23 protein-coding genes, 1 other RNA gene and 1 pseudogene are annotated in these 25,133 nt (G+C 72.8%); 14 read left to right on the top strand and 11 right to left on the bottom strand.

What is annotated here, in order from left to right:
- Positions 1-23: 23 nt before the first annotated feature.
- The 4 genes and pseudogenes from rnpB to ACFT32_RS41620 all read right to left on the bottom strand — a co-directional run bounded on the left by rnpB (position 24) and on the right by ACFT32_RS41620 (position 2,799).
- Positions 24-435: RNase P RNA component class A (rnpB, locus tag ACFT32_RS41605), an RNA gene on the bottom strand.
- A gap of 118 nt (positions 436-553) precedes the next feature.
- A pseudogene (locus ACFT32_RS41610) lies at positions 554-1,333 on the bottom strand (DMT family transporter); the annotation flags it as partial.
- Between the two features lie 19 nt (positions 1,334-1,352).
- Positions 1,353-2,195 carry an AraC family transcriptional regulator gene (locus ACFT32_RS41615; protein ID WP_382499566.1) on the bottom strand — a complete coding sequence of 281 codons (843 nt, stop codon included), beginning with the start codon at positions 2,193-2,195 and terminating at the stop codon, positions 1,353-1,355.
- Positions 2,196-2,220: 25 nt separating this feature from the next.
- Positions 2,221-2,799, bottom strand: coding sequence for a Uma2 family endonuclease (locus ACFT32_RS41620; RefSeq protein ID WP_382499568.1), 579 nt, complete (start codon positions 2,797-2,799; stop codon positions 2,221-2,223).
- A gap of 162 nt (positions 2,800-2,961) precedes the next feature.
- Between ACFT32_RS41620 and ACFT32_RS41625 the strand changes: the two genes are divergently transcribed.
- The 4 genes from ACFT32_RS41625 to ACFT32_RS41640 all read left to right on the top strand — a co-directional run bounded on the left by ACFT32_RS41625 (position 2,962) and on the right by ACFT32_RS41640 (position 5,853).
- Positions 2,962-3,717: a MerR family transcriptional regulator gene (locus tag ACFT32_RS41625; RefSeq protein WP_382499571.1), complete on the top strand. Its 756-nt coding sequence runs from the start codon at positions 2,962-2,964 to the stop codon at positions 3,715-3,717.
- Positions 3,714-4,295, top strand: coding sequence for a hypothetical protein (locus ACFT32_RS41630; RefSeq protein ID WP_382499573.1), 582 nt, complete (start codon positions 3,714-3,716; stop codon positions 4,293-4,295). Before ACFT32_RS41625 ends, ACFT32_RS41630 begins: the two co-directional genes overlap by 4 nt.
- 53 nt (positions 4,296-4,348) lie before the next feature.
- Complete coding sequence (gene yaaA / locus ACFT32_RS41635) at positions 4,349-5,131, top strand: peroxide stress protein YaaA (RefSeq protein WP_382499575.1); 783 nt, start codon at positions 4,349-4,351, stop codon at positions 5,129-5,131.
- Positions 5,132-5,205: 74 nt separating this feature from the next.
- Positions 5,206-5,853, top strand: coding sequence for a bifunctional 4-hydroxy-2-oxoglutarate aldolase/2-dehydro-3-deoxy-phosphogluconate aldolase (locus ACFT32_RS41640; protein ID WP_382499577.1), 648 nt, complete (start codon positions 5,206-5,208; stop codon positions 5,851-5,853).
- Here the strand turns inward: ACFT32_RS41640 and ACFT32_RS41645 are convergent.
- The 3 genes from ACFT32_RS41645 to ACFT32_RS41655 are packed head-to-tail and all read right to left on the bottom strand — an operon-like array spanning position 5,828 to position 8,864.
- A complete protein-coding gene (locus tag ACFT32_RS41645; protein WP_382499579.1) occupies positions 5,828-7,240 on the bottom strand; it encodes a bifunctional RNase H/acid phosphatase in 1,413 nt (470 codons plus the stop codon). The genes ACFT32_RS41640 and ACFT32_RS41645 overlap by 26 nt on opposite strands.
- A 20-nt stretch (positions 7,241-7,260) precedes the next feature.
- Complete coding sequence (locus ACFT32_RS41650; protein ID WP_382499648.1) at positions 7,261-8,004, bottom strand: zinc ribbon domain-containing protein; 744 nt, start codon at positions 8,002-8,004, stop codon at positions 7,261-7,263.
- Entirely contained in the window at positions 8,001-8,864 is an 864-nt protein-coding gene (locus tag ACFT32_RS41655; RefSeq protein WP_382499581.1) for a Nif3-like dinuclear metal center hexameric protein, read from the bottom strand. The genes ACFT32_RS41650 and ACFT32_RS41655 overlap by 4 nt, the downstream gene beginning before the upstream one ends.
- 256 nt (positions 8,865-9,120) lie before the next feature.
- On the opposite strand from ACFT32_RS41655, the gene ACFT32_RS41660 reads away from it, so the two are divergent.
- Positions 9,121-10,350 (top strand): hypothetical protein, encoded by a 1,230-nt coding sequence (locus tag ACFT32_RS41660; RefSeq protein WP_382499583.1) that lies wholly within the window; start codon positions 9,121-9,123, stop codon positions 10,348-10,350.
- A gap of 97 nt (positions 10,351-10,447) precedes the next feature.
- On the top strand, positions 10,448-10,615 hold the full coding sequence (locus tag ACFT32_RS41665) for a hypothetical protein (RefSeq protein ID WP_382499584.1): 168 nt from the start codon (positions 10,448-10,450) through the stop codon (positions 10,613-10,615).
- Positions 10,616-10,684: 69 nt separating this feature from the next.
- Here ACFT32_RS41665 and ACFT32_RS41670 read toward each other — a convergent pair whose 3' ends face one another.
- From ACFT32_RS41670 to ACFT32_RS41680, 3 genes are read right to left on the bottom strand one after another with little or no spacing between them, the layout of a single operon-like run.
- Positions 10,685-11,626 (bottom strand): 3-oxoacyl-ACP reductase, encoded by a 942-nt coding sequence (locus tag ACFT32_RS41670; protein ID WP_382499586.1) that lies wholly within the window; start codon positions 11,624-11,626, stop codon positions 10,685-10,687.
- Between the two features lie 11 nt (positions 11,627-11,637).
- Positions 11,638-12,714 carry a Zn-dependent alcohol dehydrogenase gene (locus ACFT32_RS41675; protein WP_382499589.1) on the bottom strand — a complete coding sequence of 359 codons (1,077 nt, stop codon included), beginning with the start codon at positions 12,712-12,714 and terminating at the stop codon, positions 11,638-11,640.
- Positions 12,715-12,745: 31 nt separating this feature from the next.
- Positions 12,746-13,603 (bottom strand): MaoC/PaaZ C-terminal domain-containing protein, encoded by an 858-nt coding sequence (locus ACFT32_RS41680; protein ID WP_382499590.1) that lies wholly within the window; start codon positions 13,601-13,603, stop codon positions 12,746-12,748.
- 324 nt (positions 13,604-13,927) lie between these two features.
- Between ACFT32_RS41680 and ACFT32_RS41685 the strand changes: the two genes are divergently transcribed.
- From ACFT32_RS41685 to ACFT32_RS41695, 3 genes are all read left to right on the top strand, one after another.
- On the top strand, positions 13,928-15,514 hold the full coding sequence (locus ACFT32_RS41685) for a histidine kinase (RefSeq protein ID WP_382499649.1): 1,587 nt from the start codon (positions 13,928-13,930) through the stop codon (positions 15,512-15,514).
- A gap of 372 nt (positions 15,515-15,886) precedes the next feature.
- Positions 15,887-17,110, top strand: coding sequence for a hypothetical protein (locus ACFT32_RS41690; RefSeq protein ID WP_382499592.1), 1,224 nt, complete (start codon positions 15,887-15,889; stop codon positions 17,108-17,110).
- On the top strand, positions 17,107-17,724 hold the full coding sequence (locus ACFT32_RS41695) for a response regulator (RefSeq protein ID WP_382499595.1): 618 nt from the start codon (positions 17,107-17,109) through the stop codon (positions 17,722-17,724). Before ACFT32_RS41690 ends, ACFT32_RS41695 begins: the two co-directional genes overlap by 4 nt.
- A 97-nt stretch (positions 17,725-17,821) precedes the next feature.
- Here ACFT32_RS41695 and ACFT32_RS41700 read toward each other — a convergent pair whose 3' ends face one another.
- Positions 17,822-19,252, bottom strand: a complete 1,431-nt coding sequence (locus tag ACFT32_RS41700) for an MFS transporter (protein ID WP_382499597.1) — start codon at positions 19,250-19,252, stop codon at positions 17,822-17,824.
- 242 nt (positions 19,253-19,494) lie between these two features.
- On the opposite strand from ACFT32_RS41700, the gene ACFT32_RS41705 reads away from it, so the two are divergent.
- The 5 genes from ACFT32_RS41705 (at position 19,495) to ACFT32_RS41725 (ending at position 25,066) form a co-directional block, all read left to right on the top strand.
- Positions 19,495-21,234 (top strand): MFS transporter, encoded by a 1,740-nt coding sequence (locus ACFT32_RS41705; RefSeq protein WP_382499599.1) that lies wholly within the window; start codon positions 19,495-19,497, stop codon positions 21,232-21,234.
- 104 nt (positions 21,235-21,338) lie between these two features.
- A complete protein-coding gene (locus tag ACFT32_RS41710) occupies positions 21,339-21,992 on the top strand; it encodes a class I SAM-dependent methyltransferase (RefSeq protein WP_382499600.1) in 654 nt (217 codons plus the stop codon).
- Between the two features lie 729 nt (positions 21,993-22,721).
- Entirely contained in the window at positions 22,722-23,015 is a 294-nt protein-coding gene (locus tag ACFT32_RS41715) for a hypothetical protein (protein ID WP_382499602.1), read from the top strand.
- A 63-nt stretch (positions 23,016-23,078) separates the two neighbouring features.
- Complete coding sequence (locus ACFT32_RS41720; protein ID WP_382499604.1) at positions 23,079-24,038, top strand: N-acetylmuramoyl-L-alanine amidase; 960 nt, start codon at positions 23,079-23,081, stop codon at positions 24,036-24,038.
- Between the two features lie 158 nt (positions 24,039-24,196).
- The gene (locus tag ACFT32_RS41725; protein ID WP_382499606.1) at positions 24,197-25,066 is read left to right on the top strand and encodes a hypothetical protein; all 870 of its coding nucleotides are present in this window, start codon (positions 24,197-24,199) and stop codon (positions 25,064-25,066) included.
- The last annotated feature ends 67 nt before the right edge of the window (positions 25,067-25,133 follow it).

Raw genomic sequence — 25,133 nt, forward strand, 5'->3', positions numbered from 1 at the left:
CGGTAAGGGGCCGCAAAAGGCGACAGACGAGTCGGGCTGTACGCCGGGTTCTGTTCCGAGGGGTCCTCGCGGACCCCTCGGCGACGGCCATCCATCTAGGGCCGGCGTTACCACCGACCTCCTGCGGTCTACCCGCGGACTCGGGCGGGCAGCCCTCGAACATCCGCGCAGGGACACCTCCGAAAAGGCGGCCCCTCTTGACCTTGCTCCGGGTGGGGTTTACCTAGCTGCCCAGGTCACCCTGGGCACTGGTGGTCTCTTACACCACCGTTTCACCCTTACCCAGTGCCGAAGCGCTGGGCGGTCTGTTTTCTGTGGCACTGTCCCGCGGGTCACCCCGGGTGGCCGTTAGCCATCACCCTGCCCTGTGGAGCCCGGACGTTCCTCGGGAAGCTCCCCGTCAGGGGGACTCCACGCGGCCGTCCGCCCGGCTCGTCTGCCGTGTCGACCATGGTACCGGGCGGGAGAGGCTCCTCCTGCCGGGTCCGGCCGTCGCCAGTACCGAGCCCGCGAGGATCAGCGTGAACGCCGCCACGATGCCCGCCGTCAGCCGCTCGTCCAGGAAGATCGCACCCGCCGCCACCGCGACCGCCGGATTGACGTACGTGAAGACCGTCGCCCTGGTCGGGCCCGCCTCCTTGATCAGCTCCAGGAAGGCCACGAAGGCGATCGCCGTGCAGATGACGCCCAGGGCCGCCAGCGCCGCCAGGACAGAGGCGGAAGGCATGGCCGATGGCCAGGTCAGCGCCGCCGCCGGGGCGTAGACCAGCGCCGCCAGGGCCAGGCAGGGGGCGATGAGCTGGAGGGTCGGGACGTTCTTCAGGTGGCGGGCCGCTATCAGGGGCGCCGTCGCGTAGCCCACCACCGTCACCAGTACCTCGGCCAGCGACTTCGCGTCGCCGCCCGTCAGGTGCGGGACCGTGAGGACCCCTACGCCGGCCAGGCCCAGGCCGAGTCCGGTCATCCGCCTCGCCCCCAGCCTCTCCGTCTCGCCGAAGAAGCGAGCCAGGGCCACGCCCACGATCGGGACGCCGGCGATCAGCAGGCCCGCCGTCGAGCTGGAGAGGTGGCGTTCCGCGTCGGTCAGGGTCCACCAGGGGCCGATGATCTCGATGCACGCGAAGGCCAGCATCGGGCGCCAGTGGGTGCGGATCGTGCGGGGCAGGCCGCCCTGGCGTATCGCGAAGGGGAGCAGGAGTGCGGCGCCGAGGGCGCAGCGTGTGAACACCACCATGGACGGGGACACCGCGTCCACCGCCACCTTGATCATCAGGTAGGGGACGCCCCAGACCACTCCCATCAGGGAGAACAGGAACCAGCCGCGTGCAGTCATGCGGCGAGTCTCGGCCGCCTCACCCCGCCGTGTCTTGAACGCTGTTGCGGTACGCCGCCGGGGTCACCCCGAGGACCCGGCGGAACCAGCGGGTGAGGTGCGCCTGGTCGGCGAAGCCGACGAGTCCGGCTACCTCGGCGGGGCGCAGGCCGGTTTCCAGGAGTCCACGGGCCCTGGCGACCCGGTGCTGGGCGAGCCAGGCGTACGGCGGTACGCCCATGGTCGTGCGGAAGGCGCGCAGGAGCTGGTAGCGGGAGAGGCCGAGGTCGGTGGCGAGGGCGGCCAGGGAGGGAGGGGCCAGCAGTTCGTCGGCGAGGCGGTCGCGTACGGACCTGGCGATGTGGTCGGCGCCGGGCAGGGTGTCGTCGCTCGCGCGGGCCGTTGAGTGGCGGCGGGACAGGGCCGTGAACAGCCAGGGCAGCCGGGACTCGGCCTCCAGCGGGTCGGGGCAGGTGCTGATGTCCGTATGGGCGCGGCGCAGGGCGGTGGCCAGGTCCGGGTCGTGGAGGACGGCGTCCCGGAAGTGCGGGAGGCCACCGCCGAGGGTGCCATCGGTAAGGAGGGCCGGATCGGCGTAGAGGGCGCGGTAGGCGTATCCGTCGGAGGCGGCCGGGCCGCCGGTGTGCATCTCGCCCGGCTCCAGGACGACGATCGAGCCGGGGTAGGAGTGGATCCGCCCGCCCCGGTAGGCGATGACCTCCGAGCCTCCGACCGTGACGCCGATGGTGAACTCGGTGTGTGCGTGCGGCGCGTAGACGTGCTGGTCGAAGTGGGCGGTGAGGAGGTCGACGGGCGGGCCGGCGCGGCCCAGACGTGCCCTGGTCCAGCTGGCTTGTTCGCGGATCCGCACGTCTGTGGTCACCTCCCCCCTCGCTGCCCATAGAGGCTCAGAGGAGATCCGCGGTGTCCAGTTCGAAGGCGAACGGTTCCGGAAGGGTGATCGGCTTGCCGAAGGGACGGGCACAGTGCTCGCGGTAGTCGTCCTCCTTCGGCTCGCTGAACACCGTGACCTGAGCGATGTCCCGGTCGACAAGCAGGTAGAAGGGGATGCCGGCGCGGGCGTAGCAGCGGCGCTTGACCTCGCGGTCGGCCTTCGGCTTGGTCGATGTCACCTCCAGCACCATGGCGACGCCGTCGCAGGGCATCCAGGAGTCGGCTCCCCGATACAGGCGCAATTCCATAGGAGCGAACGTGCCGTCCGGAACCACGTGGTCCTTCAGGCATGTGCCTCCTCTGCGCAGTCTCAGTCCCTTGTTCCCTGAGAACTGCATGTCGGTCCGGGAACGCCTGATCACCTGGTTCACGATCAGTCCGATGTAGTCCTCGTGATCCCCGTCCGGCGGCGGCGTCACAACGATCTCCCCCTCGATCAGCTCCGCCCGGAAACCCTCCGGGGTGTCCAGGGAGAGAAAGCCCTCCAGCAGAACCTCTTCCTGCGAGAGCGGCTCATGGGCCATGGCATTCATGTCACGCCCCTCCTTCTGTCGCCCGTCAGACTGGGACATCGGAAGATCACCTGTCCGGGAGATCGGGAATCGTCCCTCGATCGTGGCACATGGGCGATGCCTCCGACAGGCGGCAAGCCGTTCGCTTGACCTTGCCGCAACGTCAACGTCTTCACTGGTGCCATGCGGATCGGAGAACTCGCCGTCGCCGTCGGCGTCACCACGCGGGCTGTGCGGCATTACCACCAGTTGGGGCTGCTGCCGGAGCCGGAGCGGCGGGCGAACGGGTATCGGGAGTACGGCCTGCGGCACGCCGTGGTGCTGGCGCGGATCCGGCGGCTGACCGAGCTGGGGCTCGGGCTCGCCGAGGTGCGGGACGTGCTGGCGGACGAGGCCGGGAAGGACCTGGTCGAGGTGCTGACCGAGCTGGACGAGGATCTGGCGCGGCAGGAGGAGGCCATCCGGGAGCGGCGGGGGCGGCTGCGGATCCTGCTGGAGGCGGAGGGCGGGTTGCCGGTCGAAGGGCCGGTGTCGCCGGAGCTGGCCGCGCTGTTCGCCGGGTCGGCGCAGCTGTCGGACTCGCCCATGGCCGCCAAGGACCGCGAGATCATGGCCTTCCTTGAGACGGCCATGCCGGACGAGGCACGGGAGCAGCTCGTGTCGTCGTTGGGTGAGGCCCTGGGGAATCCCGAGGCCGTGGCGCGGGCCCATGAGGCGTACGCGCTGCTCGACACGCTCGCCGAGGCGGATCCGGACGATCCCCGTGTCGCCGAGGCCGCCCGGGCCCTGGCCGACTGCATTCCCCCGGGGCTGTTCCCGGAGGTCGGGGATCTCGACCACGACGACAGTGTGCTGCGCGCCTTCTACGACGACCTGGCACCGGCCCAGGCGGAGGCGATGCGCCGGACGCTCCACATCCTCACCGAGGAGCGACGATGAGGATCGCGCGGCTGCTGGTCCGGCACGAGGTGCGCGTGCTCGTGAGTCTTGTGCTGTGGGTGGCGCGGCGTACGCAGGGGGCCGGGGGTGGTGGTCAGGCGTTCGGGTATGCGCGCGGGCAGGGCGCGATGATGTTCGGGTTCGGCTTCGTGTGTGTCGTCGAGACCGTGGCGATGTCCGTGCTGCTGCGGGACTGGCCGACCGTGCACGCCGTCTTCCTCTTTGTGGACGTGTACAGCCTTGTCTTCGTCGTCGGGCTGCACGCCTCGTCGGTCGTACGTCCGCACGTACTGGATCCGGCCGGCGGTGAGCTGCGGATCCGGCGGTACGTCCATGTCGATCTGCGGGTGCCGCTGGAGCTGATCGCCTCGGTGCGGCGCGAGCTGCGGATGACGCACGAGCGGGCCGACGGCGAGCTCAATGTCGAGGTGGGCGCCCAGACGACCGTCACGATCGAGCTGACGGAGCCCGTCACCCATCTCACCTTCTTCGGGCGCCGGCGGGCGGTGCGTGTCGTCCGTTTCCACGCCGACGATGCTGACGACCTCGTACGTGCCCTCGGCCGGGCGCGCGTCTGAGGTCGACGCAGGCCCCCGTACGCTGTCGGCGGAGTTCGATCGAAGGAGTACGCGTGCTTGTCCTGCTGCCGCCGTCCGAAGGCAAGGCCTCTTCCGGCCGCGGTGCCCCGCTGAAGCCGGAGTCGCTGTCGCTGCCCGGGCTGGCCGACGCCCGGGAGGCCGTCCTCACCGAGCTGGTCGAGCTGTGCGCCGGCGACGAGGACAAGGCGCGCGAGGTGCTCGGGCTCAGCGAGGGGCTGCGGGGCGAGGTCGCGAAGAACGCGGAGCTGCGGACGGCGGGAGCGCGGCCGGCCGGGGAGATCTACACCGGCGTGCTCTACGACGCCCTCGGCCTGGCGACCCTGGACGCCGCCGCCAAGCGGCGGGCGGCGCGCTCGCTGCTCGTGTTCTCCGGGTTGTGGGGTGCGGTGCGGGTGACGGACCGGATTCCGTCCTACCGGTGCTCGATGGGGGTGAGGCTGCCGGGGCTCGGGGCGCTGGGCGCGCACTGGCGTACGGCGATGGCGTCGGTGCTTCCCGAGGTGGCCGGGGGCGGGCTGGTGCTGGATCTGCGGTCCGCCGCGTACGCCGCCGCCTGGAAGCCGAAGGGCGAGATCGCCGGGCGGACGGCGTCGGTACGGGTGCTGCACGCGCCGACGCGGAAGGTGGTCAGCCACTTCAACAAGGCGACCAAGGGGCGGATCGTGCGCGGTCTGCTGACCGCCGGGGCCGATCCGAAGAACCCGGCCGAGCTGGTCACGGTGTTGCGGGAGCTCGGGTACGTGGTCGAGGCCGAGGCGCCGGGCAAGGCGGGGCAGGCGTGGGCGCTGGACGTACTGGTGGACGAGGTTCACTGACCGCCGGACGATGTCTGTTGCAGCATACGCAATGAGCTTTGCGCATGCTGCTGAGTCGGCGGCAGGATACCGCCATGGTCTCTCCCCTGCCCGCCTCCGTGCTGGACCTCGCGCCCGTCATCCCTGTCGTCGTCATCGAGGACGCGAGCGACGCCGTACCGCTGGCGCGGGCGCTGGTGGCCGGTGGGCTGCCCGCGATCGAGGTGACGTTGCGGACGCCGGCGGCGCTGGAGGCGATCCGGGAGATCGCCGGGCAGGTGCCCGGGGCGGTGGTGGGTGCCGGGACGGTGATCAGTCCCGGGCAGGTCGAGGAGTCGGTGGCCGCGGGCGCCCGGTTCCTGGTCAGTCCCGGGTGGACGGAGCTGCTGCTGGACGCGATGCGGGCGTCCGGGGTGCCGTTCCTGCCGGGGGTGTCGACCACGTCCGAGGTCGTGGCGCTGCTGGAGCGCGGGGTGCGGGAGATGAAGTTCTTCCCGGCCGAGGCCGCGGGCGGTACGGCGTATCTGAAGTCGCTCTCCGGGCCGCTGCCGCAGGCCCGTTTCTGCCCGACGGGCGGGATCGGTCCGGCCTCCGCGCCGGACTACCTCGCGCTGCCCAACGTCGGCTGCGTGGGCGGGAGTTGGATGCTCCCGCAGGACGCGGTCGCGGCCCGCGACTGGGGGCGGGTCGAGGAGCTGGCCCGTGCGGCGGCGGGGCTCAGCGCAGGTGGGACGTGTCGTTGAGGAGGCGGACGCTGGCGTTGCCGTCCGCGTAGTACGCCACGACCGACAGGGACGCGGCCGAGAGCTCCATGCGGAACAGGGACTCCGGCGGGGCGCCGAGGGCGAGCCGGACGAGCGTCTTGATCGGGGTCACGTGGGTGACGAGCAGCACCGTGCGGCCCGCGTACGCCGCGACCAGCTTGTCGCGCGTGGCGGCGAGCCGGGTGGCCGTCGCCGCGAAGCTCTCGCCGCCGCCGGTGGGTTCGGCGTCCGGGGAGGCCAGCCAGGCATTCAGGTCGTCGGGATGGCGCTCGCGCACCTCGGCGAAGGTGAGTCCCTCCCAGGCGCCGAAGTCGGTCTCGCGCAGCCCGTCGTCGATACTCACGTCGAGCCCGAGCCGGGCGGCGACGATACCGGCGGTCTCCCGCGTGCGGGTGAGCGGCGACGAGACGACGGCCTGGATGGTGCCGCGCCTGGCCAGCAGCGCGGCGGCCCGCTCGGCCTGTTCCCGGCCCGCGTCGGAGAGGGAGGGGTCGGTGCCGCCGCTGCCGGAGAAGCGCTTCTGCGGGGTGAGGGGGGTCTCGCCGTGGCGCAGGAGCACGAAGGTGGCGGGGGCACCCATGTCGGCGGGGGCCCAGCCCGGCGCGGCAACGGCCTTGGCGGCGCGGGTGTCGGCTTCGGCCTTCGCCGAGCGGGCGTCGGCATCGGCATCGGCTCGGGCATCCTGCGCGGCGGCGCCGATCCCGGCACGAGCACCCTGCGAGTCGGCGTCAGCCTCGGCCGGGCCGGCGTCGCCCTTCGCGGCACGGACGTCGGCATCCGCCTTCGCGGAGGGCGCACCAGCTCCGGTCGATGCGGCTTCGCCGGCCGGCCGCTCCGCCAGAGCTCCACGCACCCGTGCCGCGCCCGCCGCCGCGTCACCGGGCGGCCCCGAGGGGGCAGCCGCCCCGGCCGAAGCGTCCAGCTCAGCCGTCGACGTCGACTCCGACCACTGTTCTCCCCTGGCCCCCGCGTCCATCGCCTCGTTGGCCAGCCGGTCCGCGTGCTTGTTCTGCTCCCGCGGCATCCACTCGTACGTGACCCGCCCCGGCGGGAACACCCGGGCCGCCTCCGCCGCCAGGGGCTTCATGTCGGGGTGCTTGATCTTCCAGCGGCCCGACATCTGCTCGATGACGAGCTTGGAGTCCATCCGGACGTGGACCGTCGCGGCCGGGTCCAGTTCATGGGCGGCGCGCAGGCCGGCGAGGAGGCCGCGGTACTCGGCGACGTTGTTCGTGGCGACGCCGATGTACTCGGCCGCCTCCCGCAGGGTCTCCCCCGTCGCCGCGTCGCTCACCACGGCCCCGTAGCCCGCGGGCCCCGGGTTGCCCCGCGACCCGCCGTCGGCCTCGACGATGAACTCCCGCACGGCCACCGCCCCTGTCGCCCTTACAGACCCGACTCGGACGTGCGCACCAGGATGCGCCCGCAGTTCTCGCAGCGGATCACCGTGTCGGGCGCCGCCTTGCGGATCTCGGCGATCTCCGTGAGGGCCAGCTCCTGCCGGCAGCCCTGGCAGCTGCGCGCGTACAGCTTCGCCGCGCCGATGCCGCCCTGCTGCTCGCGCAGCCGGTCGTAGAGCTTGAGCAGATCGGCCGGCACCGACCCGGCGACGACCTCGCGCTCCTTGGTCGCCGTGGCGGCCTCGCCGTCGAGCTGCTCGAAGGCCGCGTCCCGGCGCGCGGTCGCGTCGTCGATCTTCGACTGGACGGAGGAGACCCGCTCGGTCAGCTCGGCCGCCCGTTCCTGCGCGGACTCCCGGCGCTCCATGACCTCCAGCACGACGTCCTCCAGATCGCCCTGCCGCTTGGCCAGCGAGGCGATCTCGCGCTGGAGGTTCTCCAGGTCCTTGGGCGAGGTGACGGCGCCGGAGTCCAGGCGCTGCTGGTCGCGGGTGGCGCGCTGGCGCACCTGGTCCACGTCCTGCTCGGCCTTGGTCTGCTCGCGGGCGGTGTCGCTCTCCTCGGTCTGCGCGGCCACGAGCAGGTCGCGCAGCTGGATGTGGTCCTTGGCGAGCGACTCGATCTCGGCGTGCTCGGGCAGCGACTTCCGCTTGTGCGCGAGCTGCTGGAGGCGGACGTCGAGGTTCTGGACGTCGAGGAGTCGGATCTGGTCAGCGGGCTCGGCGTTCAGTTCGGGGCTCCCAGGGGTTCGGAAGTGGCGGAGGCCGCGTGCGCGGTCCAGGGGTCGGTGACCGTCTTCGAGACGTGGACGCGCAGGTCCCATCCGTGTCGGTCGGAGATCTCGTCGAGCTGGCTCGCGGCCAGCTCGCACCAGGGCCACTCGGTGGCCCAGTGCGCCGCGTCGAGCAGCGCGAGGGGGCTGTGGGCGCGATCCGCCAGGAACTCGGCGGCCGGGTGGTGCCGCAGGTCCGCGGTGAGGAAGGCGTCGACGCCCGCCGCGCGCACATGGTCGAAGAGGCTGTCGCCGGAGCCGCCGCTGACGGCGACCGTGCGCAGCACCGCCTCGGGGTCGCCTGCGACGCGGATGCCCTGCGCGGTGGCGGGCAGCCGCTCGGCGGCGCGGGCGGCGAACTCGCGGACGGTCAGCGGGTGGTCCAGCGCGCAGACGCGGCCCAGACCCCGGCGGCCCTCCGGGTCGGTGGGGTCCGGGACGAGCGGTCCGGTGACGCGCAGGTCCAGGGCGCCCGCGAGGGCGTCGGAGACACCCGGGTCGGCGGTGTCGGCGTTGGTGTGGGCGACGTGCAGCGCGATGTCGTTCTTGATGAGGGTGTGGACGGCGCGGCCCTTGAAGTGGGTCGCCGCGACGGTCGTCGTGCCGCGCAGATAGAGCGGGTGGTGGGTGACGAGCAGGTCGGCGCCCAGCTTCACCGCCTCGTCGACGATCTCCTGGACGGGGTCGACGGCGAACAGCACCCGGGTGACCTCCTGGTCCGGGTCGCCCACGACGGTGCCGACCGCGTCCCAGGACTCGGCCCGCTCGGCGGGCCACAGGTTCTCGAGCGCGGCGATGACTTCAGACAGACGGGGCACGGGAGCAAGGCTACCCGTCTGATCTGTGGCGTTGAACCGCCACCGCCGCCGCCCTTGCCACCGCCCCTGCCACCGTCGCGGTCACCGTCACTGCCACCGTCACCGGCCCCGTAGGCCGCCGGTCGCCCCACCGAGCACAAATGCCCCTTTTCCTCAGGCGAATCGTTCCTGGAACACCCTTATGTGTGAAGCCGGAGCGCCCGGATTCCCCACGTGTGGGACGAAAACTACGTTCGTCACTGGAGGTGACCGAACGATGACTGCCTGTGCGATCGAGCCTTCGGCGGGACACGAGGACGGGGAAGGGGCGGAGCCGACGGGCTGCGCCCTCTCCGCGGACGGTGCCTACGCCGCACGCCTGGCGTCGGCCGGCGACTCCTGGTTCCCGGAGCGCTGGACCCTGGACGGCCCCGAGCCGTACGCGGTGCCGCTGCCCCGCAATCAGCCGGAGGAGCCGGGCACCGAGGTACAGCCGATGGCCGACGGGCGGGTCCTCATCCACCGTCTGGTGGCCGGGCGGCACGCGTTCTCACTGCTGTACCCGACCGGGCCCGGCACCGGCGAGCTGCCCCTGGGCGCGATCGAGTGCCCGGACGCGGCCGCCCGGCTGAGGCTGCTGCCGCCCGCCCCCGGCGGCGAGCGGGCGTACGCCCTGGCGGTCGGCCGGCGTTCGACGGCGGTGTGGCGGGTGGCCGGCGGCCCCTCCGGGCCGGAACAGCTGGCCGAGCTGCCCGGCCGCTGCTCGGGCGGGGTCTGGCTGGACCCGGCGGGGCGGCTGCTGGCCCTGGACCGGGAGACCGGCGGCCGCACCAAGGCCGTCGTGGTGGATCTGGAGCGCGGCGGCCAGGTGTCCCCGCTGCTGCAGATCACCGCCGACAGCGACGACCGGCTGCTGCTCGCCGACCACGACAGCGGGCTGCTGATCGTCCGTTCGGACGCGCCGTCGCCGGGCCAGGACCGGCTGGGCTGGGGCGTCCTGGGCAGCACCCTGCCGGTGCGCTTCCCTGAGTGCCTGCGACTGCGGGACTGCGCGGTCACGCCGTTCGCGATCCAGCCGGGGCAGGTGCTGACGCCGGAGAGCTGCGCGGTGGCGCTGCGCGTGGACGGGCCGGCGGGCAGCTGGGTCGGCGTGTGGCGGCCGGCCGAGCGGCGGGTGCACCATCTCCCGGCGCCCGAGGGGTGGTTGGCGGGCACCGGCCTGTGGACGCCGGAGGGAGTGCTGCGGCTGCCGTACGCGACGGAGGTCGTGCCGTGCGGAGTCGCACAGGTGAGCCCGCCCGGGGCGGCGGTGCCGGAACCGGGCAGGGAATCAGGGCAGGAGACGGGCGCGCGGACAGCCGGCACGACCGCCGCACCGGGGCATCCCCCTGAACCGGGACCGGGACCGGGAGCGGAACCGGGAGCGGAACCGGTACCCCCGACCCCCTCCGCCCCTCGCCCGGTGCCGCTGCAGCAAGCGCCATTGGGACGGCTTGTAACGAACTAGTGCCGGTTGGCGTGGCCGCCTGGATCCCGGGTGCGAGGTGCCGGATACACTCACCCGGCTGTAAAAAAGATCATGTTGACGGGGTGAATTCCATCCGATGAGCGACGCCAGCACGAACCAGCTGCACGCTGACGACGTCCAGGAGACCTCCGCCGGCCACGGCCGGCACCGTGGCGAGGTCTCCGCGCACGACGGCGAGACGGCTCCGCGCGGCCGCCACCGTAAACCGGCGGCGGAGAGCGAGCAGACCGAGACAGCGGCCTGACGGACCGTCAGTGGCCGAACGGCGAACGGCCCCACCCCTCGCACGAGGAGTGGGGCCGTTCAGCGTTCCTCAGCCGCGTCTCAGTCCCAGCACCTCCGCCGCCGCGAAGGTCTCCCCCGCCGGCCGGTCCGCGTAGTATGGCCCGAGGACGGCCTCCAGCTCGTCGTACGTGAAGGTGTCCTGCTTGCTGTCGAACTTGGCCGCGACCCGCGGCCGTTCGACGACGGCGACCATCCCGCCGTGCACCACGAGGAGCTGCCCGTTCACGTGGGCGGCCGCGGGTGAGGCCAGATAGCCGACGAGCGGGGCGACATGCTCGGGGGCGAGCGGGTCGATGGCGTTGCCGGAGGGCTGCTCGACGCCCGCGAAGACGTCTTCGGTCATCCGGGTGCGGGCGCGGGGGCAGATCGCGTTGGCCGTCACGCCGTACTTGCCGAGGGCGAGGGCCGTGGAGGTGGTGAGGCCGACGATGCCGCCCTTGGCCGCCGCGTAGTTGGGCTGCCCGGCGGAACCGGCGAGGAACGCCTCCGAGGAGGTGTTCACGATGCGCCCGAACACCGGCTTCCCGGCCCGCTTGGACCGCTCCCGCCAGTGGGCGGCGGCGAACCGGGTGGTGTTGAAGTGCCCCTTGAGATGCACCCGGAGCACGGCGTCCCACTCCTCCTCGGCCATCGAGAACACCATGCGGTCGCGCAGGATGCCCGCGTTGTTGACGAGGATGTCGAGCCTGCCGAACGCGGCGACGGCCGACTCGACCAGCTCGCCCGCCTGCCGGAAGTCGGAGACGTCACCGGTGTGCGCGAGGGCGGCCCCGCCCGCCGCCCGGATCTCGGCGGCGACCTCCTCGGCGGGCCCGGCGGACGCCTCGCCGCTGCCGTCGCGGCCCGGCTGCCCGTAGTCGTTGACGACCACGGCGGCGCCGAGCCGGGCGAGTTCCAGCGCCTCGGCCCGGCCGAGCCCGCGGCCCGCGCCCGTGACGACGGCGGACAGTCCCTGGAGAGGCAGCGGCATGGTGGACGTCCTCACATCTCGATGCACGTACGCAGGGCGGTCCCGGTCCGCATCTGGTCCAGGGCCTCGTTGACGTCGGCGAACGGAACCCGGTGGGTGATCAGGCCCGCCAGGTCGACCCGGCCCGCGCGCCACAGGGCGATGGTGCGTTCGTAGGAGCGCAGGACGTCTCCGCCGCCGTACATGGAGGGCAGGACGCGCTTCTCGTCGAAGAACAGCTCGAACATGTTGAGCTGGAGGAAGTCGTCCATCGCGCCCGCGCCCACGACGACGAGGGTGCCGCCACGCCGGGTGGTGTCGTACGCGGTCCGCGCCGTGGCCGACTTGCCGACGACCTCGAAGACGTAGTCGAAGCCCTCGCCTGCGGTGACCTGCTGTTTGGCGTCGGGCAGTTCGTCCGGGGAGACGGCCCTGGTGGCGCCGAACTTGAGCGCGATCTCGCGGCGCGAGGCGATGGGGTCGACGGCGACGATCTCGGCGGCTCCCCGCAGCCGGGCGCCCTGGATCACCGAGATGCCGACGCCCCCGCACCCGATGACCGCCACCGACGAACCGGCCTCCAGGTCCGCCGTGTTGAGCGCGGCGCCCAGTCCGGTCGTCACACCGCAGCCGATGAGGGCGGCGATGTCGAAGGGCACATCGTCGGGTATCGGCACCGCGCAGCCGGCGTCGACGACGACCTCCTCGGTGAAGGTGCCGGTGCCGGCGAAACCGAAGACGTCCCCGCCGGGGCGCTTGAAGTTGGGCGTGCCGGCGTTCATGAACCCGGCGAGGCACAGTTCGGTCTGGCCGCGCTTGCAGGCGGGACAGGCGCCGCAGGCGGGCAGCCAGCACACGACGACCCGGTCACCGGCCTTCAAGTGGCCGACGCCCTCGCCGACTTCGAGGATCTCTCCCGCCCCTTCGTGCCCGGGCACGAACGGCGCGGGCTGCGGCAGCACCCCGCTCATCGCGGACAGGTCCGAGTGGCACAGCCCGGTGGCGCGCACCCTGATCCGCACCTTGCCGGGTCCGAAGCCCACCGCCTCGACGTCGTCGAGGACCTCCAGTTTGTCCTGGCCGATCTCGTGCAGTACGGCTGCGCGCATGGTGCGGCTCCCCTCGTACGGCGTTCTGGACTCAGGTGTGTTCGACGATGGTGTCGGCGAGGACGGGCGCGTCGTCCCGGTCCGCCGCGCCGACGGCGACCCTGGTGGACTCGCGCGTGTGCCACATGCGGATCCGCAGGGTCTCCCCCGGGTACACGACCCCGGCGAACCGGGTGGTGTAGGTGCGCACCCGGGTCACGTCCCCGCCGAGCAGCGTGTCGACGACCGCCTTGAGCGTCATGCCGTAGGTGCACAGCCCGTGCAGGATGGGCCGCTCGAACCCGGCGACCTTGGCGAACTCGGGGTCTGCGTGCAGGGGGTTCCAGTCGCCGGAGAGGCGGTAGAGGAGGGCCTGGTCCTCACGGACCTGCCGCTCGACGACCCGGTCCGGCTCGCCGGCGGGCGGGTCGAGCCGAGCGGACGGGCCCCGGTCGCCGCCCCAGCCGCCCTCGCCGCGGATGAAGATCTGGGCGTCGTTGGTCCACAACGGGCCGTCGGCGTCGCCGACTTCGGTACGCAGCACCAGGACGGCCGCCTTGCCCTTGTCGTACACGGCGGCGATCCGGTTGGTCGCGGTGGCGGTGCCCGTCGCGGGGAGGGGCCGGTGGATGACGAGGCTCTGGCCGCCGTGCAGGACACGGGCCAGGTCGACCTCGATGCCGGGCATGGACAGCCCGCCGGTCACCCCGGGCTTTCCGCCGCCCGCGACGGTGGCGAAGCTCGGCAGGACGTGCAGCCGGGACTCCAGGGTGTAGCGCAGCTCGTCGGGGTCGGTGGCGGGGGTGCCCGCGCCGATGCCGAGGTGGTAGAGCTGCACGTCCTTGTGGTCCCAGGTGATCTCGCCGGTCCGGGGTTCGGCGGCGAGCGCCTTGGCTGCGTCGATGGGCATGGGGCTCCTGATCGCCGTAGGAAGACCTCGGCATCGCCGTGGAAGAGACCTCGGCACGGCCGTCCGCACCGTCGGCCGCACCGAGGCCGTCTGGGACCGAACCGGAACGGACCCGAATTCAACTGGAACGCGTTCCAGTCCCGCGCCCTCTGTATAGCCCAGGCCACCAGACTTGTGAAGCCTCCTGACGCCGTGTCAGATACGGGGCTCCGGGAGGGAGGCCACCGGTGACATTTGTCCTGCCGAACTCCGTACAACCGCATCTGCCGCCCATCGCGCCGGATCCGTAGCGTCACTGATGTGACCACGATCGAAGGCGGGGACATGTCCTGGACAGGCAAGGTCAGGTGCCACGTCGAGGCGACACGGTCGGCCGTACGGCAGGCCGGGGAGCACCGGCGGTACTACAAGGCGAACAAGACACGGCTCAAGGCCGAGTGGCGGGCCGCCCGGAAGTCGGGCGAGCTCCCCGAGAACCCCGGCCCGCCGCCCAGCGGTTTCACGCTGCTGCCGTGGCTGCTGATGGGGATGGGCGCGTTCTCCAACCTCTTCCAGGACCGGACGACGGACCCCTGGATCGGCGGGCTGGGCCTGTTCACGTTCAACTCGCTGTACATCTACGTGGCGTTCCGGGCGTTCGACCGGGAGAAGCGCGAGGCTCTCTCCACCCGGGTGGCACTCGCGGTGCTGGCAGCCGTGACCTGCGCGCTCGGCGCCGGCTACGGCGGCAGCTGGCTGCTGTTCTTCCCCCTGCTCGGGCTCGCGACGGGCGCGGCCCTGCGGCTGTCGCATCTGCGGCCCGCCGGTACGGCCGTGGCGGTGCTGGCGGGTGCGGTGTCCTGCTTCCACGACGGTTGGGGCGGCCTCGACATCGCGTACGCCACGTGGATCTCGGCGATGGTGACGGCCGCGATCATCCGCCTCTCCGAGGCGGTACGGGAGCTGCGCGCCGCCCGCGAGGAGCTGGCCCGCCGTGCGGTCGAGAAGGAACGGCTCCGCTTCTCCCGCGATCTGCACGATCTGCTCGGGCACACGATGTCGGTGATCGTCGTGAAGTCCGAGGCGGCCAGACGCCTGGCAGCCCGCGACCTGGACGCGGCGCTGGCCCAGATCACGGACATCGAGGCCGTGGGCCGCCAGGCCCTCACGGAGATCCGCGAGGCCGTGACCGGCTACCGGCAGGGCAGCCTCGACACGGAACTCACCCGCGCGCACTCGGCCCTGACGGCGGCAGGCATCACCCTCACCGTCACCCGAACCGGCCCCCCACTCGGACCGCAGACCGAGGCCCTGCTGGGCTGGGTGATACGGGAGGCGGTCACGAACGTCGTACGGCACAGCACGGCGGAATGTTGCGAGATCACGCTGGCGGGGGTGGACGGGGAGCGGGTGCGGGTGACTGTGGCGGATGACGGGGTGGGGGTGGTTGCCGTGGGTGGGGCAGGGGTGGTTGCCGTGGGGCAGGCGGGGGTGGTCGCCGAAGGCAGGGCCGGGGTGGTCGCCGAAGGCGGGAAGGGGGTGGTTGTCGTGGGCGGGGGCGGCACGGGCGCCGTGGGCGCGGGCGCCGTGGGCGGGGCAGGTGCGGGCGCCGTGGGCGCGGCCGGGGTGATCGCCGGAGGCAGGAACGGGGCGGGCGCCACGGCCGGGGGCGGGGTGGGTGCCGAAGGCGGGGGCGGCGCGGGCGGTATGGGCAAGGCCTGTGCCGCTGGCGAGTTCGGAGCCTCGGGCGGGCCCTGGGGTTCCGGTGGGCTCGGCGGGACGGGGCTGACCGGGCTGACGGAGCGGCTCGCGATGGTGGGTGGGGTGCTGACGGCGGGGCCGCGGGCGAGGGGCGGGTTCGCGGTGACGGCGGAGCTGCCGCTCGACGTCGATACGGCGGACGCAAGCCCGGCGGTGGCGGAACCGGCGTGACAGTTCGCCCGCCGGCGGCAGGGGCTTGAGAGCAGGCCGCCGGCGGCAGGCGGCTGGGGTTTGGGAGCCGGCGGCATACGCCCAGCAACTGCCGTCCGCCCCCGACGGCCCGAGCCCCGCGAGGAGCGGCCCGGCAGGCTCCCTACGGCGGACGCGCCACCGGCAGTGGCCGAACCGGTGTGGCCATCCGCCGTCCGATGCCGGGCCCCCCGACAGCCCAAGCCAGGCCCAAGCCAGGCCCAAGCGCTCCACCGCCCCCTCCCCCTCCCACCCGGGGGCAGGCCCCCTACGGCAGGACACCCCCGTGTACGTTGGCCGACGGGTCGCGTCGTAGTACGACCGCGTTGGCAACGGCTGGGGGAAATGGAGCACATGGGACGCGTCGCCGTCATCACCGCGCCGAACATCGGGTACCGCAACACGGGCATGCTGACCGTGGACTTGGCGTTCGAGTCCCTGCTGCGGCGGATGACCGCCGAGGGCGGCGAGGTCGACGCCACCTGGTTCACCCTGCACACGCCGGAGACCGTGCCGCTGCGCGAGTGCGCGCGAGGCACCGGCTTCCCGTTCCGCTTCCTTCCGCTGGCCGAGCACCTCGACACACTCCGCGACCACGACGCGGTCGTCTTCTGGGGCGACTTCCTGCACACCCGGCACTATCTGGCGCAGGACGCGACGAACCGTCTGCTCGACTTCGGCATCGCCGCGGACCGGGACGCCGCCCGGAACCTGCTGAATCGGACCCTGCTGTTCGCGGACCAGCCCGACGAGCTCCTCACCCGGACCCTCAGCTACGGCGGGACCATCCTGCACAACACGCAGTCCGACTACGAGGACAAGGAGTACGGCCCCCTGTTCGCCCGACTGGTGACGCGCAACCACCGCACCTGGGTGCGTGACCCGCTCTCGGCCGCGAAGATCGCGCACCTGCGCGGGGACCGTACGACCGACTACTTCGGTTCGGACGCGGCGCTGCTGTCCCGCCCGGGCGACCTCGACCACCTCCCGACGACGGACTGGTCCCGGTCGGTACCGGACGGCGGTGCGATCGGTGTGTTCCTGGGCGCCAGGACACCCGTCCCGGCGTGGCTGCCCGCCGCCTGCCAGGACCTGTCCGACCGCCTGGGCGCTCCCCTGGAGTGGCTGCCCTGGTTCGACCGGGACGTCCCCGCTCCGGTCGGCCACATCGCGGCCCGCCCGGGCGACCACACCATCGGCGACCTGGTGGGGGTCCTGCCCCGCTACCGGCTGGTCATCACGGACACCTACCACCTGGCGGTCAACGCCTGGGGCGCCGGCACCCCGGCGGTCTGTGTCGGCGCGCCCGAGCCGACCCCCAAGACCCACGACGACTACCTGACGCTGAGCGATGTGAAGAAGCACGTCTTCCACATGGCGTACGACGCGACGGACTTCTATCTGTCCACCCAGGATCCGCACGAGCAGAGCATCGACCGGATCGTGCAGCTGGTGGAGGGCGGCGGGGCCGACGCCGTGGCGACCCGCATACGCGAGCACGCCGACCACTCGGCGAAGGCCTTCACCGCAACACTGGCCTCGCTGCTCGACTCGCCCCGCCCTACCCTGGGCGCGTGACCGACAGACCCATCCGCGTGCTGCTCGCGGAGGACCAGGGCATGATGCGCGGCGCGCTCGCGCTGCTGCTCGGCATGGAGGACGACATCGAGGTCGTCGCCCAGGTGGCGGCCGGTGACGCGATCCTGGACGCGGCACTCGCCCACCGCCCCGACGTCGCCCTCCTCGACATCGAACTCCCGGGCAGGAGCGGTCTGGACGCCGCCGCCGACCTGCGGACCCGGGTACCGGACTGCCGCGTGCTGATCCTCACCACGTTCGGCCGCCCCGGCTATCTGCGCCGGGCGATGGAGGCGGGGGCCACCGGCTTCCTGGTGAAGGACGGCCCGGTGGAGGAACTGGCCGCCGCCATCCGCCGTGTCCTGGCCGGCGAGACCGTGGTCGACCCGGCCCTCGCCACCGCCGCGCTCAGCGCCGGCCCCAACCCGCTGACCAGCCGCGAGAGCGACACCCTCAAGGCATCGGCGGACGGCGCGACCGTCGCCGACATCGCCGCCCGGCTCCGTCTCTCGGAGTCCACCATCCGCAACTACCTCTCCTCCGCCATCGGCAAGACAGGCACCCGCAACCGCACGGAGGCCCTGCGCGAGGCCCGCAGCCAGGGCTGGCTCTGAGCCCGGCGCCAACGCCGACGCACCACTCCGCCCCGCCGACGCAGCACGCCCCCTCGACGCACCACTCCGCCCCGGCCCGAAACAAACCGCGCGGGCCCTACCGCTCCCGCGGCATCCGCGGCAGCCAGACCCACATCAGCAGCACGCCCGCGATCAGCACCCCGGTCCCCACCCGGAAGGCCAGCGCGTAGCCCTCCGTCAGCGCTGCCGGTGTTCCGCTGCCCGCCGTCCGGGCCGCCGCGAGGGTGGACAGGACGGCCAGGCCCAGTGAACCGCCCATCGTGCGGGAGGTGTTGACGAGGCCGGAGACCAGGCCGGCCTCGCCGGGGGCCGCGCCGGAGGTGGCCAGGGCGGCGAGCGGTGTCGACGCGAGGCCCGCGCCGAGCATCATGAGGATGCCGGGGACGAGGATCGCCGTCGCGAACGAGCCCTCGGCGGTCATCCTGGACTGCCAGGCGAAGCCGGCCACTGCGACCAGCGTGCCCATGACCGCCACGGTGCGCGGGCCGGCCGCCCGCATCAGCCGGGGCGCGAGCTTGGAGCCGAGGACGACGGCCAGGGAACTCGGGACCAGGGCGAGTCCGGCCTCCAGGGGCGTGTAGCCCAGGACGTTCTGCGCGTACAGGGTCATGAAGAACCACATGCAGAACATCGCGAAGCCGCACAGGAACATCGAGACGTTCGCCGACGCCACCGACCGCAGGCGCAGCAGCCCGAGCGGCATCAACGGGCTCGCGGTGCGGGCCTCGACCGCGAGGAACAGGGCGATCAGCACGAGCCCGGCGAGCAGCGGCAGCAGCGTGGCCGCCGCCGTCCAGCCCTCCGCCTCCGTCTGGGAGATGCCGTAGGCGAGTGTGCCGAGCCCGGTCGTGACGAGCAGCGCGCCCGGCAGGTCGAGCCGCCGCCGGTCCCCGGCCCGGCCTTCGACGAGGAACCAGGCGGCGGCGCAGAGCACCACGACACCCACGGGCACGTTGATCAGCAGCACCCACCGCCAGGACAGCGCCTCCACCAGGAGCCCGCCGGCCAGACCGCCCGCCGCGCCGCCGGCGCCCCCGACCGCCGTCCAGGTGCCTATCGCCCGGGCCCGGGCCGGGCCCTCCGGCACCGAAGAGGTGAGGATGGTCAGCGTCGAGGGCGCCAGCACCGCCGCGCCCAGCCCCTGTACGGCCCGTGCGACCAGCAACTGCCAGTCGTCCTGCGCCAGTCCGCCCGCCACCGAGGCCAGGGTGAACACACCGAGCCCGACGAGGAACATCCGCTTGCGGCCGTAGAGGTCTCCGGCCCGCCCGCCGAGCAGCATGAACCCGGCGAAGGCGATGGTGTAGGCGTTCACCACCCACTGCAGGCCCTGCTCGCTCAGCCCGAGCCCGGTCCGCATCGAGGGCAGCGCCACATTGACGACGGACACGTCCAGCACGACGAGGAACTGGCCGGCACAGGTGAGCGCCACCACGAGCCAGGTGGGGGGCGACGCGGTACGGCGGGGTATTCGGGTCCTTTCTGCGGCTTCAAGCATGGGTGTCATGCTCTCAACCACTCCATGCTCCTGGCATCGGGATTTCGGCCTAGGCCCAGGGCCCTCCCGGGGACCTGACCCATGGCCCCTGGCCCCCCTTCCCCAAGAGAAGGTCAAGAATTCGTTAGAGTGCCAAAGCAACGGAATAGTTGCCTGCACATACAAGTTCAGTCACCACGTAACCCCGTCCCCTGTAGCTCCCGTAGCTCCCGTAGCTCCCGCACACCCTTCCGGCCTGGAGGCCCCTCTCAATGACGCAGACGACGACAGACCGTCCCGCCGGCAGAGCGAGCGGGGCCGTGGTCCCGGTGCTCGCCTTCGCGGGCATCGTTGTCGCGGTGATGCAGACCCTGCTCGTCCCGGTCATCAAGGATCTGGCGCAACTGCTGGACACCGACCCCGGCAACGCGACCTGGGTCCTGACCTCGACCCTTCTCTCGGGTGCGGTGGCCACCCCGATCATGGGCCGCCTCGGCGACCTCTACGGCAAGCGGCGCATGCTGATCCTCAGCCTCGCCGTCATGGTCGTCGGCGCGCTGCTCAGCGCGCTCACCAGCGATCTGCTGCTCATGATCACCGGCCGTACGCTCCAGGGCTTCGCGATGGGCGCGATCCCGCTCGGCATCGGCCTGATGCGCGACATGCTCCCCCGGGAACGGCTCGGCTCGGCGATGGCCCTGATGAGCTCCTCCATAGGCGTCGGCGGCGGCCTCGCCCTGCCCGCCGCCGCCCTGGTCGCCCAGCACGCCGACTGGCACGCCCTCTTCTACGGCGCCGCCGGCCTCGGTGTGCTCTCCATCGTCCTGACCCTCCTCGTCGTACCGGAGTCCCCGATGCGCGCCGAGGGCTCCTTCGACCTGCTGGGCGCGCTCGGGCTGTCCGCCGGTCTCGTGCTGTTCCTGCTGCCGATCACCAAGGGCAGCGACTGGGGCTGGACCTCCGGCACCACGCTCGGCCTGTTCGGCGCCGCCGCGGCCGTCCTGCTCCTGTGGGGCGTGATGGAACTGCGCCTCAAGGCCCCGCTGGTGGACCTGCGCACCACGGCCCGCCCGGCCGTCCTCTTCACCAACCTCGCCTCGATCATGGTCGGCGTCTCCTTCTACGTCGTCTCCCTGGTCCTGCCGCAGCTGCTCCAGCTGCCGAAGTCCACCGGCTACGGGCTCGGCCAGTCGATGGTCGTCGCGGGTCTGCTCGTCGCGCCGCTCGGCCTGACGATGATGTTCACGGCGCCCGTCTACGCCCGGCTGTCCGCGAAGTACGGCCCCAAGGTCACCCTGATCCTCGGCCTGCTGATCATCGCGATCGGCTACGGCGCCGGCCTCGGCCTGATGAGCGCCGCCTGGCAGAGCCTGGTCATCGCGGTCCTGCTGGGAGCGGGCATCGGCCTCGCCTACTCCTCGCTGCCCGCGCTGATCGTGGGCGCGGTCCCAGCCTCGGAGACGGGTGCGGCGAACGGCCTCAACACCCTGATGCGTTCCATCGGTACGTCGGTGTCCAGCGCCGTGATCGGCATGGTGCTGGCCAACACCGCCAACAACGTCGGCGGGGTCGCGATCCCGACCATGCACGGCTTCCGGGTCTCCTTCCTGATCGCGACCGCCGCGGTCGCCGTGGGCCTGCTCTTCGCCCTCTTCCTGCCCGGCCGCCGGCCGGCCGCGCACCCGCAGCTGCGGGCGAGCAGCGAGGAGGACGCCAACCTGGAGCACGCCGAGGCCGTCCTGCGCGGCTTCCGCGGCCGGGTCCTGGACGCGGACGGCGCACCGGTCGCCCGGGCCAAGGTCACACTGATCGACCGGCGGGGCCGCCAGGCCGGCGCGACCCTCTCCGCCGAGGACGGCAGCTACGCGCTCGCCGTCCCCGACCGGGGCTCCTACGTCGTCGCCGCCCGGGCCCCGGGCCACGCGCCGCTCGCCTCCTCGGCGACCCACACGGGCGACGACCGCCCGGTCGACCTGGACCTGCCCCTGCCGGGCGAGACGGTCCCCGCCTGACCGGTCCGCGCTGCTCCCCTACTCACCAGTACCCCCTGTCGCCCGACGGCAGGGGGTACGGCACCATGGGCGCCCGTAACCGTCGTACGACCGGAAGGACCCCCATGCCGCCCGCGGCTCCGAAGCCCGAGATCCTGGCCGCGTTCGAGGCGGCGAAGGGGTTCATGCCCGTGGACGAGGGGCTGGCCCTGTACGCGGCGGCGGTGGAGGCCGGGCGGCTGGGGCTGCCGTTGCTGGAGGTCGGGACGTACTGCGGCCGGTCCACGGTCCTGCTCGCCGACGCGGCCCGTGAGGCGGGGGTGAGCGCGCTGACCGTCGACCACCATCGCGGCAGCGAGGAGCAGCAGCCGGGCTGGGAGTACCACGACCCCGAGACGGTCGACCCCGAGATCGGCCTGATGGACACGCTGCCCACGTTCCGCCGCACCCTGCGCAAGGCGGGCTTGGAGGACCACGTGGTGGCCCTGGTCGGCCGCTCCCCGCAGATCGCCGGGTTCTGGCGCACTCCCCTGGCCCTGGTCTTCATCGACGGCGGCCACACGGACGAGCACGCCACCGCCGACTACGAGGGCTGGGCACCGCACATCGCGGAGGGCGGCCTGCTCGTCATCCACGACGTCTTCCCGAACCCCCAGGACGAGTTCACCGGCCAGGCCCCGTATCGCATCTACCTGCGCGCCCTCGCCTCCGGCGCGTTCAGCGAGATCTCGGCGACGGACTCCCTGCGCGTACTGCGGCGCACGGGGCCGGGCATCTGAAACGAGCGCCGGCCGCTGCCGGCCGGAGGCACTGCGCCGACCGACACCCGGCGGCGATGGCGGGGGCGGCTGACAGCGACGGCGGGGCGCCGACTGCCCGCACCGGGCACCGGGCCGAGCGCCGGGCGTCTGCGGAGCTCGACGGCTGGCCGAACGCGGGGCGCGTGGCTCGGCGGCTGGCCGGGCCCCCGGCGCGACTGGGCGGGTGGCCGGGCACCGGGCGTCCGCGGAGCTCAGCGGCTCGCTGAGCGCCGGGCGTCTGTGGCTCGGCGGCTGACCGAACGCCGACCGTCCGCGAGCTCGGCGACTTGGCCCCGGGCCGGACCCCGGGCGTCTGCGGAGCTCGACGGCTGAGCGCCTGGCCGAACGCGGGGCGCGTGCGGCTGGCCGGGCCCCCGGCGCGACTGGGCGGGTGGCCGGGCACCGGGCGCCCGCGGAGCTCGGCGGATCGCTGAGCTCCGGGCGTCTGTGGCTCGGCGGCTGACCGAACACCGACCGTCCGCGAGCTCGGCTACTTGACGCCGGGCCGGACCCCTGGCGTCTGCGGAGCTCGGCGACTGGGCGCCTGGCCGAACGCCGGGCGCGTGGCTCGGCGGCTGGCCGGACCCCGGGCATCTGCGGAGTTCGGCGGCTGGCCGGGTGAACCGCACCCCCCGTGCCCCTCCCGGTCGGCCCACGGGCGGCGTGGCGTGTCGGTGGGGGGCGGTTGCTGTTCGAGGATCCGGGCGCGTGGCACACACCATCGCATTCGCAGAGCTCGTGGAGAAGCAGCGCGCGGCGGACGAGGCGCACGCCCGTATGCGGAAACTGCGGGACGCCTACGGTCCGCCCACCCAGACCAAGTGGAGCGGCCGGCAGACCACGACATGGGAGACCGCCTGGCGGGCCTGGCGCGACCTCGCCCGTGACGTACAGGCGGCGGTGACGGCGTACGCGAAGCAGGAGGACACCCCCCGCCAGGAGGTCGAGGCGGAGGTGAAGGAGGCGGTGCGGCGCGAGGGCCCCGACGGGAACGAGGGGTAGCCGCCACCCGCCCGGCCGTCCTCCGCCCGCGGTCGCTCCGGGACGGCCGCTAGGGTGAGGGACGTGTCGTACGTAGGCCCGGACTTCGAACCGCCCCAGCCCCGCCGCCCCCGCCGCGGCCCCCTGACCGTCGCGCTCGCCGCGCTGGTGCCGGGGGCGCTGCTCGGCTGGCTGGTGTACGAGACCGTGGGCGGCTCGGGCGACGACGGCGGCTCGGGTCAGGCGACCGTACGGTCCTCCCCGCCCGCCGCGTCGAGCCCGCCCGCCGACGACGCCACCGACGACGGCAAGAAGCCGGGCGCCGACCCCACGCCCAGCGCGCCCTCGGCCTCCGCACCCGCCGCCTCCGGCCCGCTCAAGGGCAAGGTCGTCGTCATCGACCCCGGCCACAACCCGGACAACTTCCAGCACCCGTCCGAGATCAACCGCAAGGTGAACATCGGAACGAACTGGAAGGAGTGCGACACCACGGGTACGTCCACCAACGACGGTTACACCGAGGCCAAGTTCACGCTGGACGTCGCGCACCAGATGCGCGCACTCCTAGAAGCGCAGGGCGCCACGGTGAAGCTGACGCAGGACGCCGACCGGCCGTTCGGCCCGTGCGTGGACGAGCGGGCCCGGATCGGCAACGAGGCGAAGGCCGACGCCGTGGTCTCGATCCACGCGGACGGCTCGGGCGCCGGCAACCGCGGCTTCCACGTCATCCTGCCCGGCGCGGTCCACGCGGGCTCCGCCGACACCCGCGCGATCGTCGCGCCCTCCCGCGACTTGGGCGAGCGCGTCGCGGGCCGCTTCGTGGCCGTCACCGGCAGCGCGCCCTCCAACTACATCGGCGACGGCTCCGGTCTCGTCACGCGTAAGGACCTGGGCGGTCTCAATCTGTCAACGGTTCCGAAGGTGTTCATCGAGTGCGGCAACATGCGCGATAGCAAGGACGCGGCATCACTGACCAGTGGCGCATGGCGGCAGAAAGCGGCGCAAGGGATCTCTGAGGGAATCGTGAGTTTCCTGCGCGGGTAGTTCTCGACGGGCGGATCCCGGCGGACACCCTGACAGGGCGGACGATAGTGTCATCCCTACGATGAGGGGCCACCCCCGCGCTTCACACAGGGGCCTGACGGCGACATGGTGACAGCGACGCCTCTACCGACGATGAGACGACCTACGAAGGACCTGAAGTGAATATCCGCTCCCTCACTCGAGGCGACGGCGTGGTGATCGGAGCAGCGGTGTTGCTCTTCATCGCGTCGTTCCTCGACCTGTACTCGTTCGACAATGTCCCCGACAGCGTCGACCTCCCCATGCTGTGGGGCAGCGGCCCGGTCGTGTTCAGCGTCGTGCTGGCCGGGGTCATCGGCGCCGCGCTCGTCGTCGTGGCCCGGGGCCTGCCGCAGGTCCCGAAGATCGCGGGGCTCGACCTCGGCCAGTTCGGCGCCGCTTTCACGGTGTTCGCCGCGTGGAGCGCGCTCGGCAACATCGTCGACGTGCCGGGTGGCTTCGACAACATCGGTGAGAACGCGAGCGAGGGCGCCCCGAGCCCCGGCATCGGCATGATCCTCGCCCTCGTCGCGACGCTGCTCATGGCCGGCGCCGCCATCGCCACCCCCCTCGTCCCGGCCCTCAAGGGCGCCCTCCTCCCGGCCCCCCGCCCGGCCGCCCCGCAGCCCTACGGCGCCCAGCCCCCCGGTGGCTACGGCTACCCGGGCGCCCAGCAGCCCGGCGGCTACGGTCACCCGCAGCCCGGGCAGCCGGGTCAGCCCGGCCAGGCCGGTCAGCCGGGGCAGCCCGGTCAGCCGTTCGGCGGCCAGCCCCAGCCGCAGCAGGCGCAGGCGCCGCAGGCTCCGGCCGGGGACTTCTCGCCGTTCTGGTTCGCGGTTCCGGTGCCGCGTCCGCTGTTCGCCGAGGACGGTTCGCCGACGCCGATCGCCGAACTCGCCCCGGGTACCTGGTACCTGGCCGTCGAGCAGCGCGGCCCGTCCCTGGTCGCGCAGACGCAGGACGGCCGTCGCGGTGTCCTGCAGGACACGTCGGGCATCCAGCGCGGCTGAGCCCACGCCCCCTTCACGGCCCCTCGCCCTTCCGGGCGGGGGGCCGTTGCCGTACAGTCGTCGCCCC

The sequence above is a fragment of the Streptomyces sp. NPDC057002 genome (assembly GCF_042673825.1).
Lineage (GTDB): Bacteria > Actinomycetota > Actinomycetes > Streptomycetales > Streptomycetaceae > Streptomyces.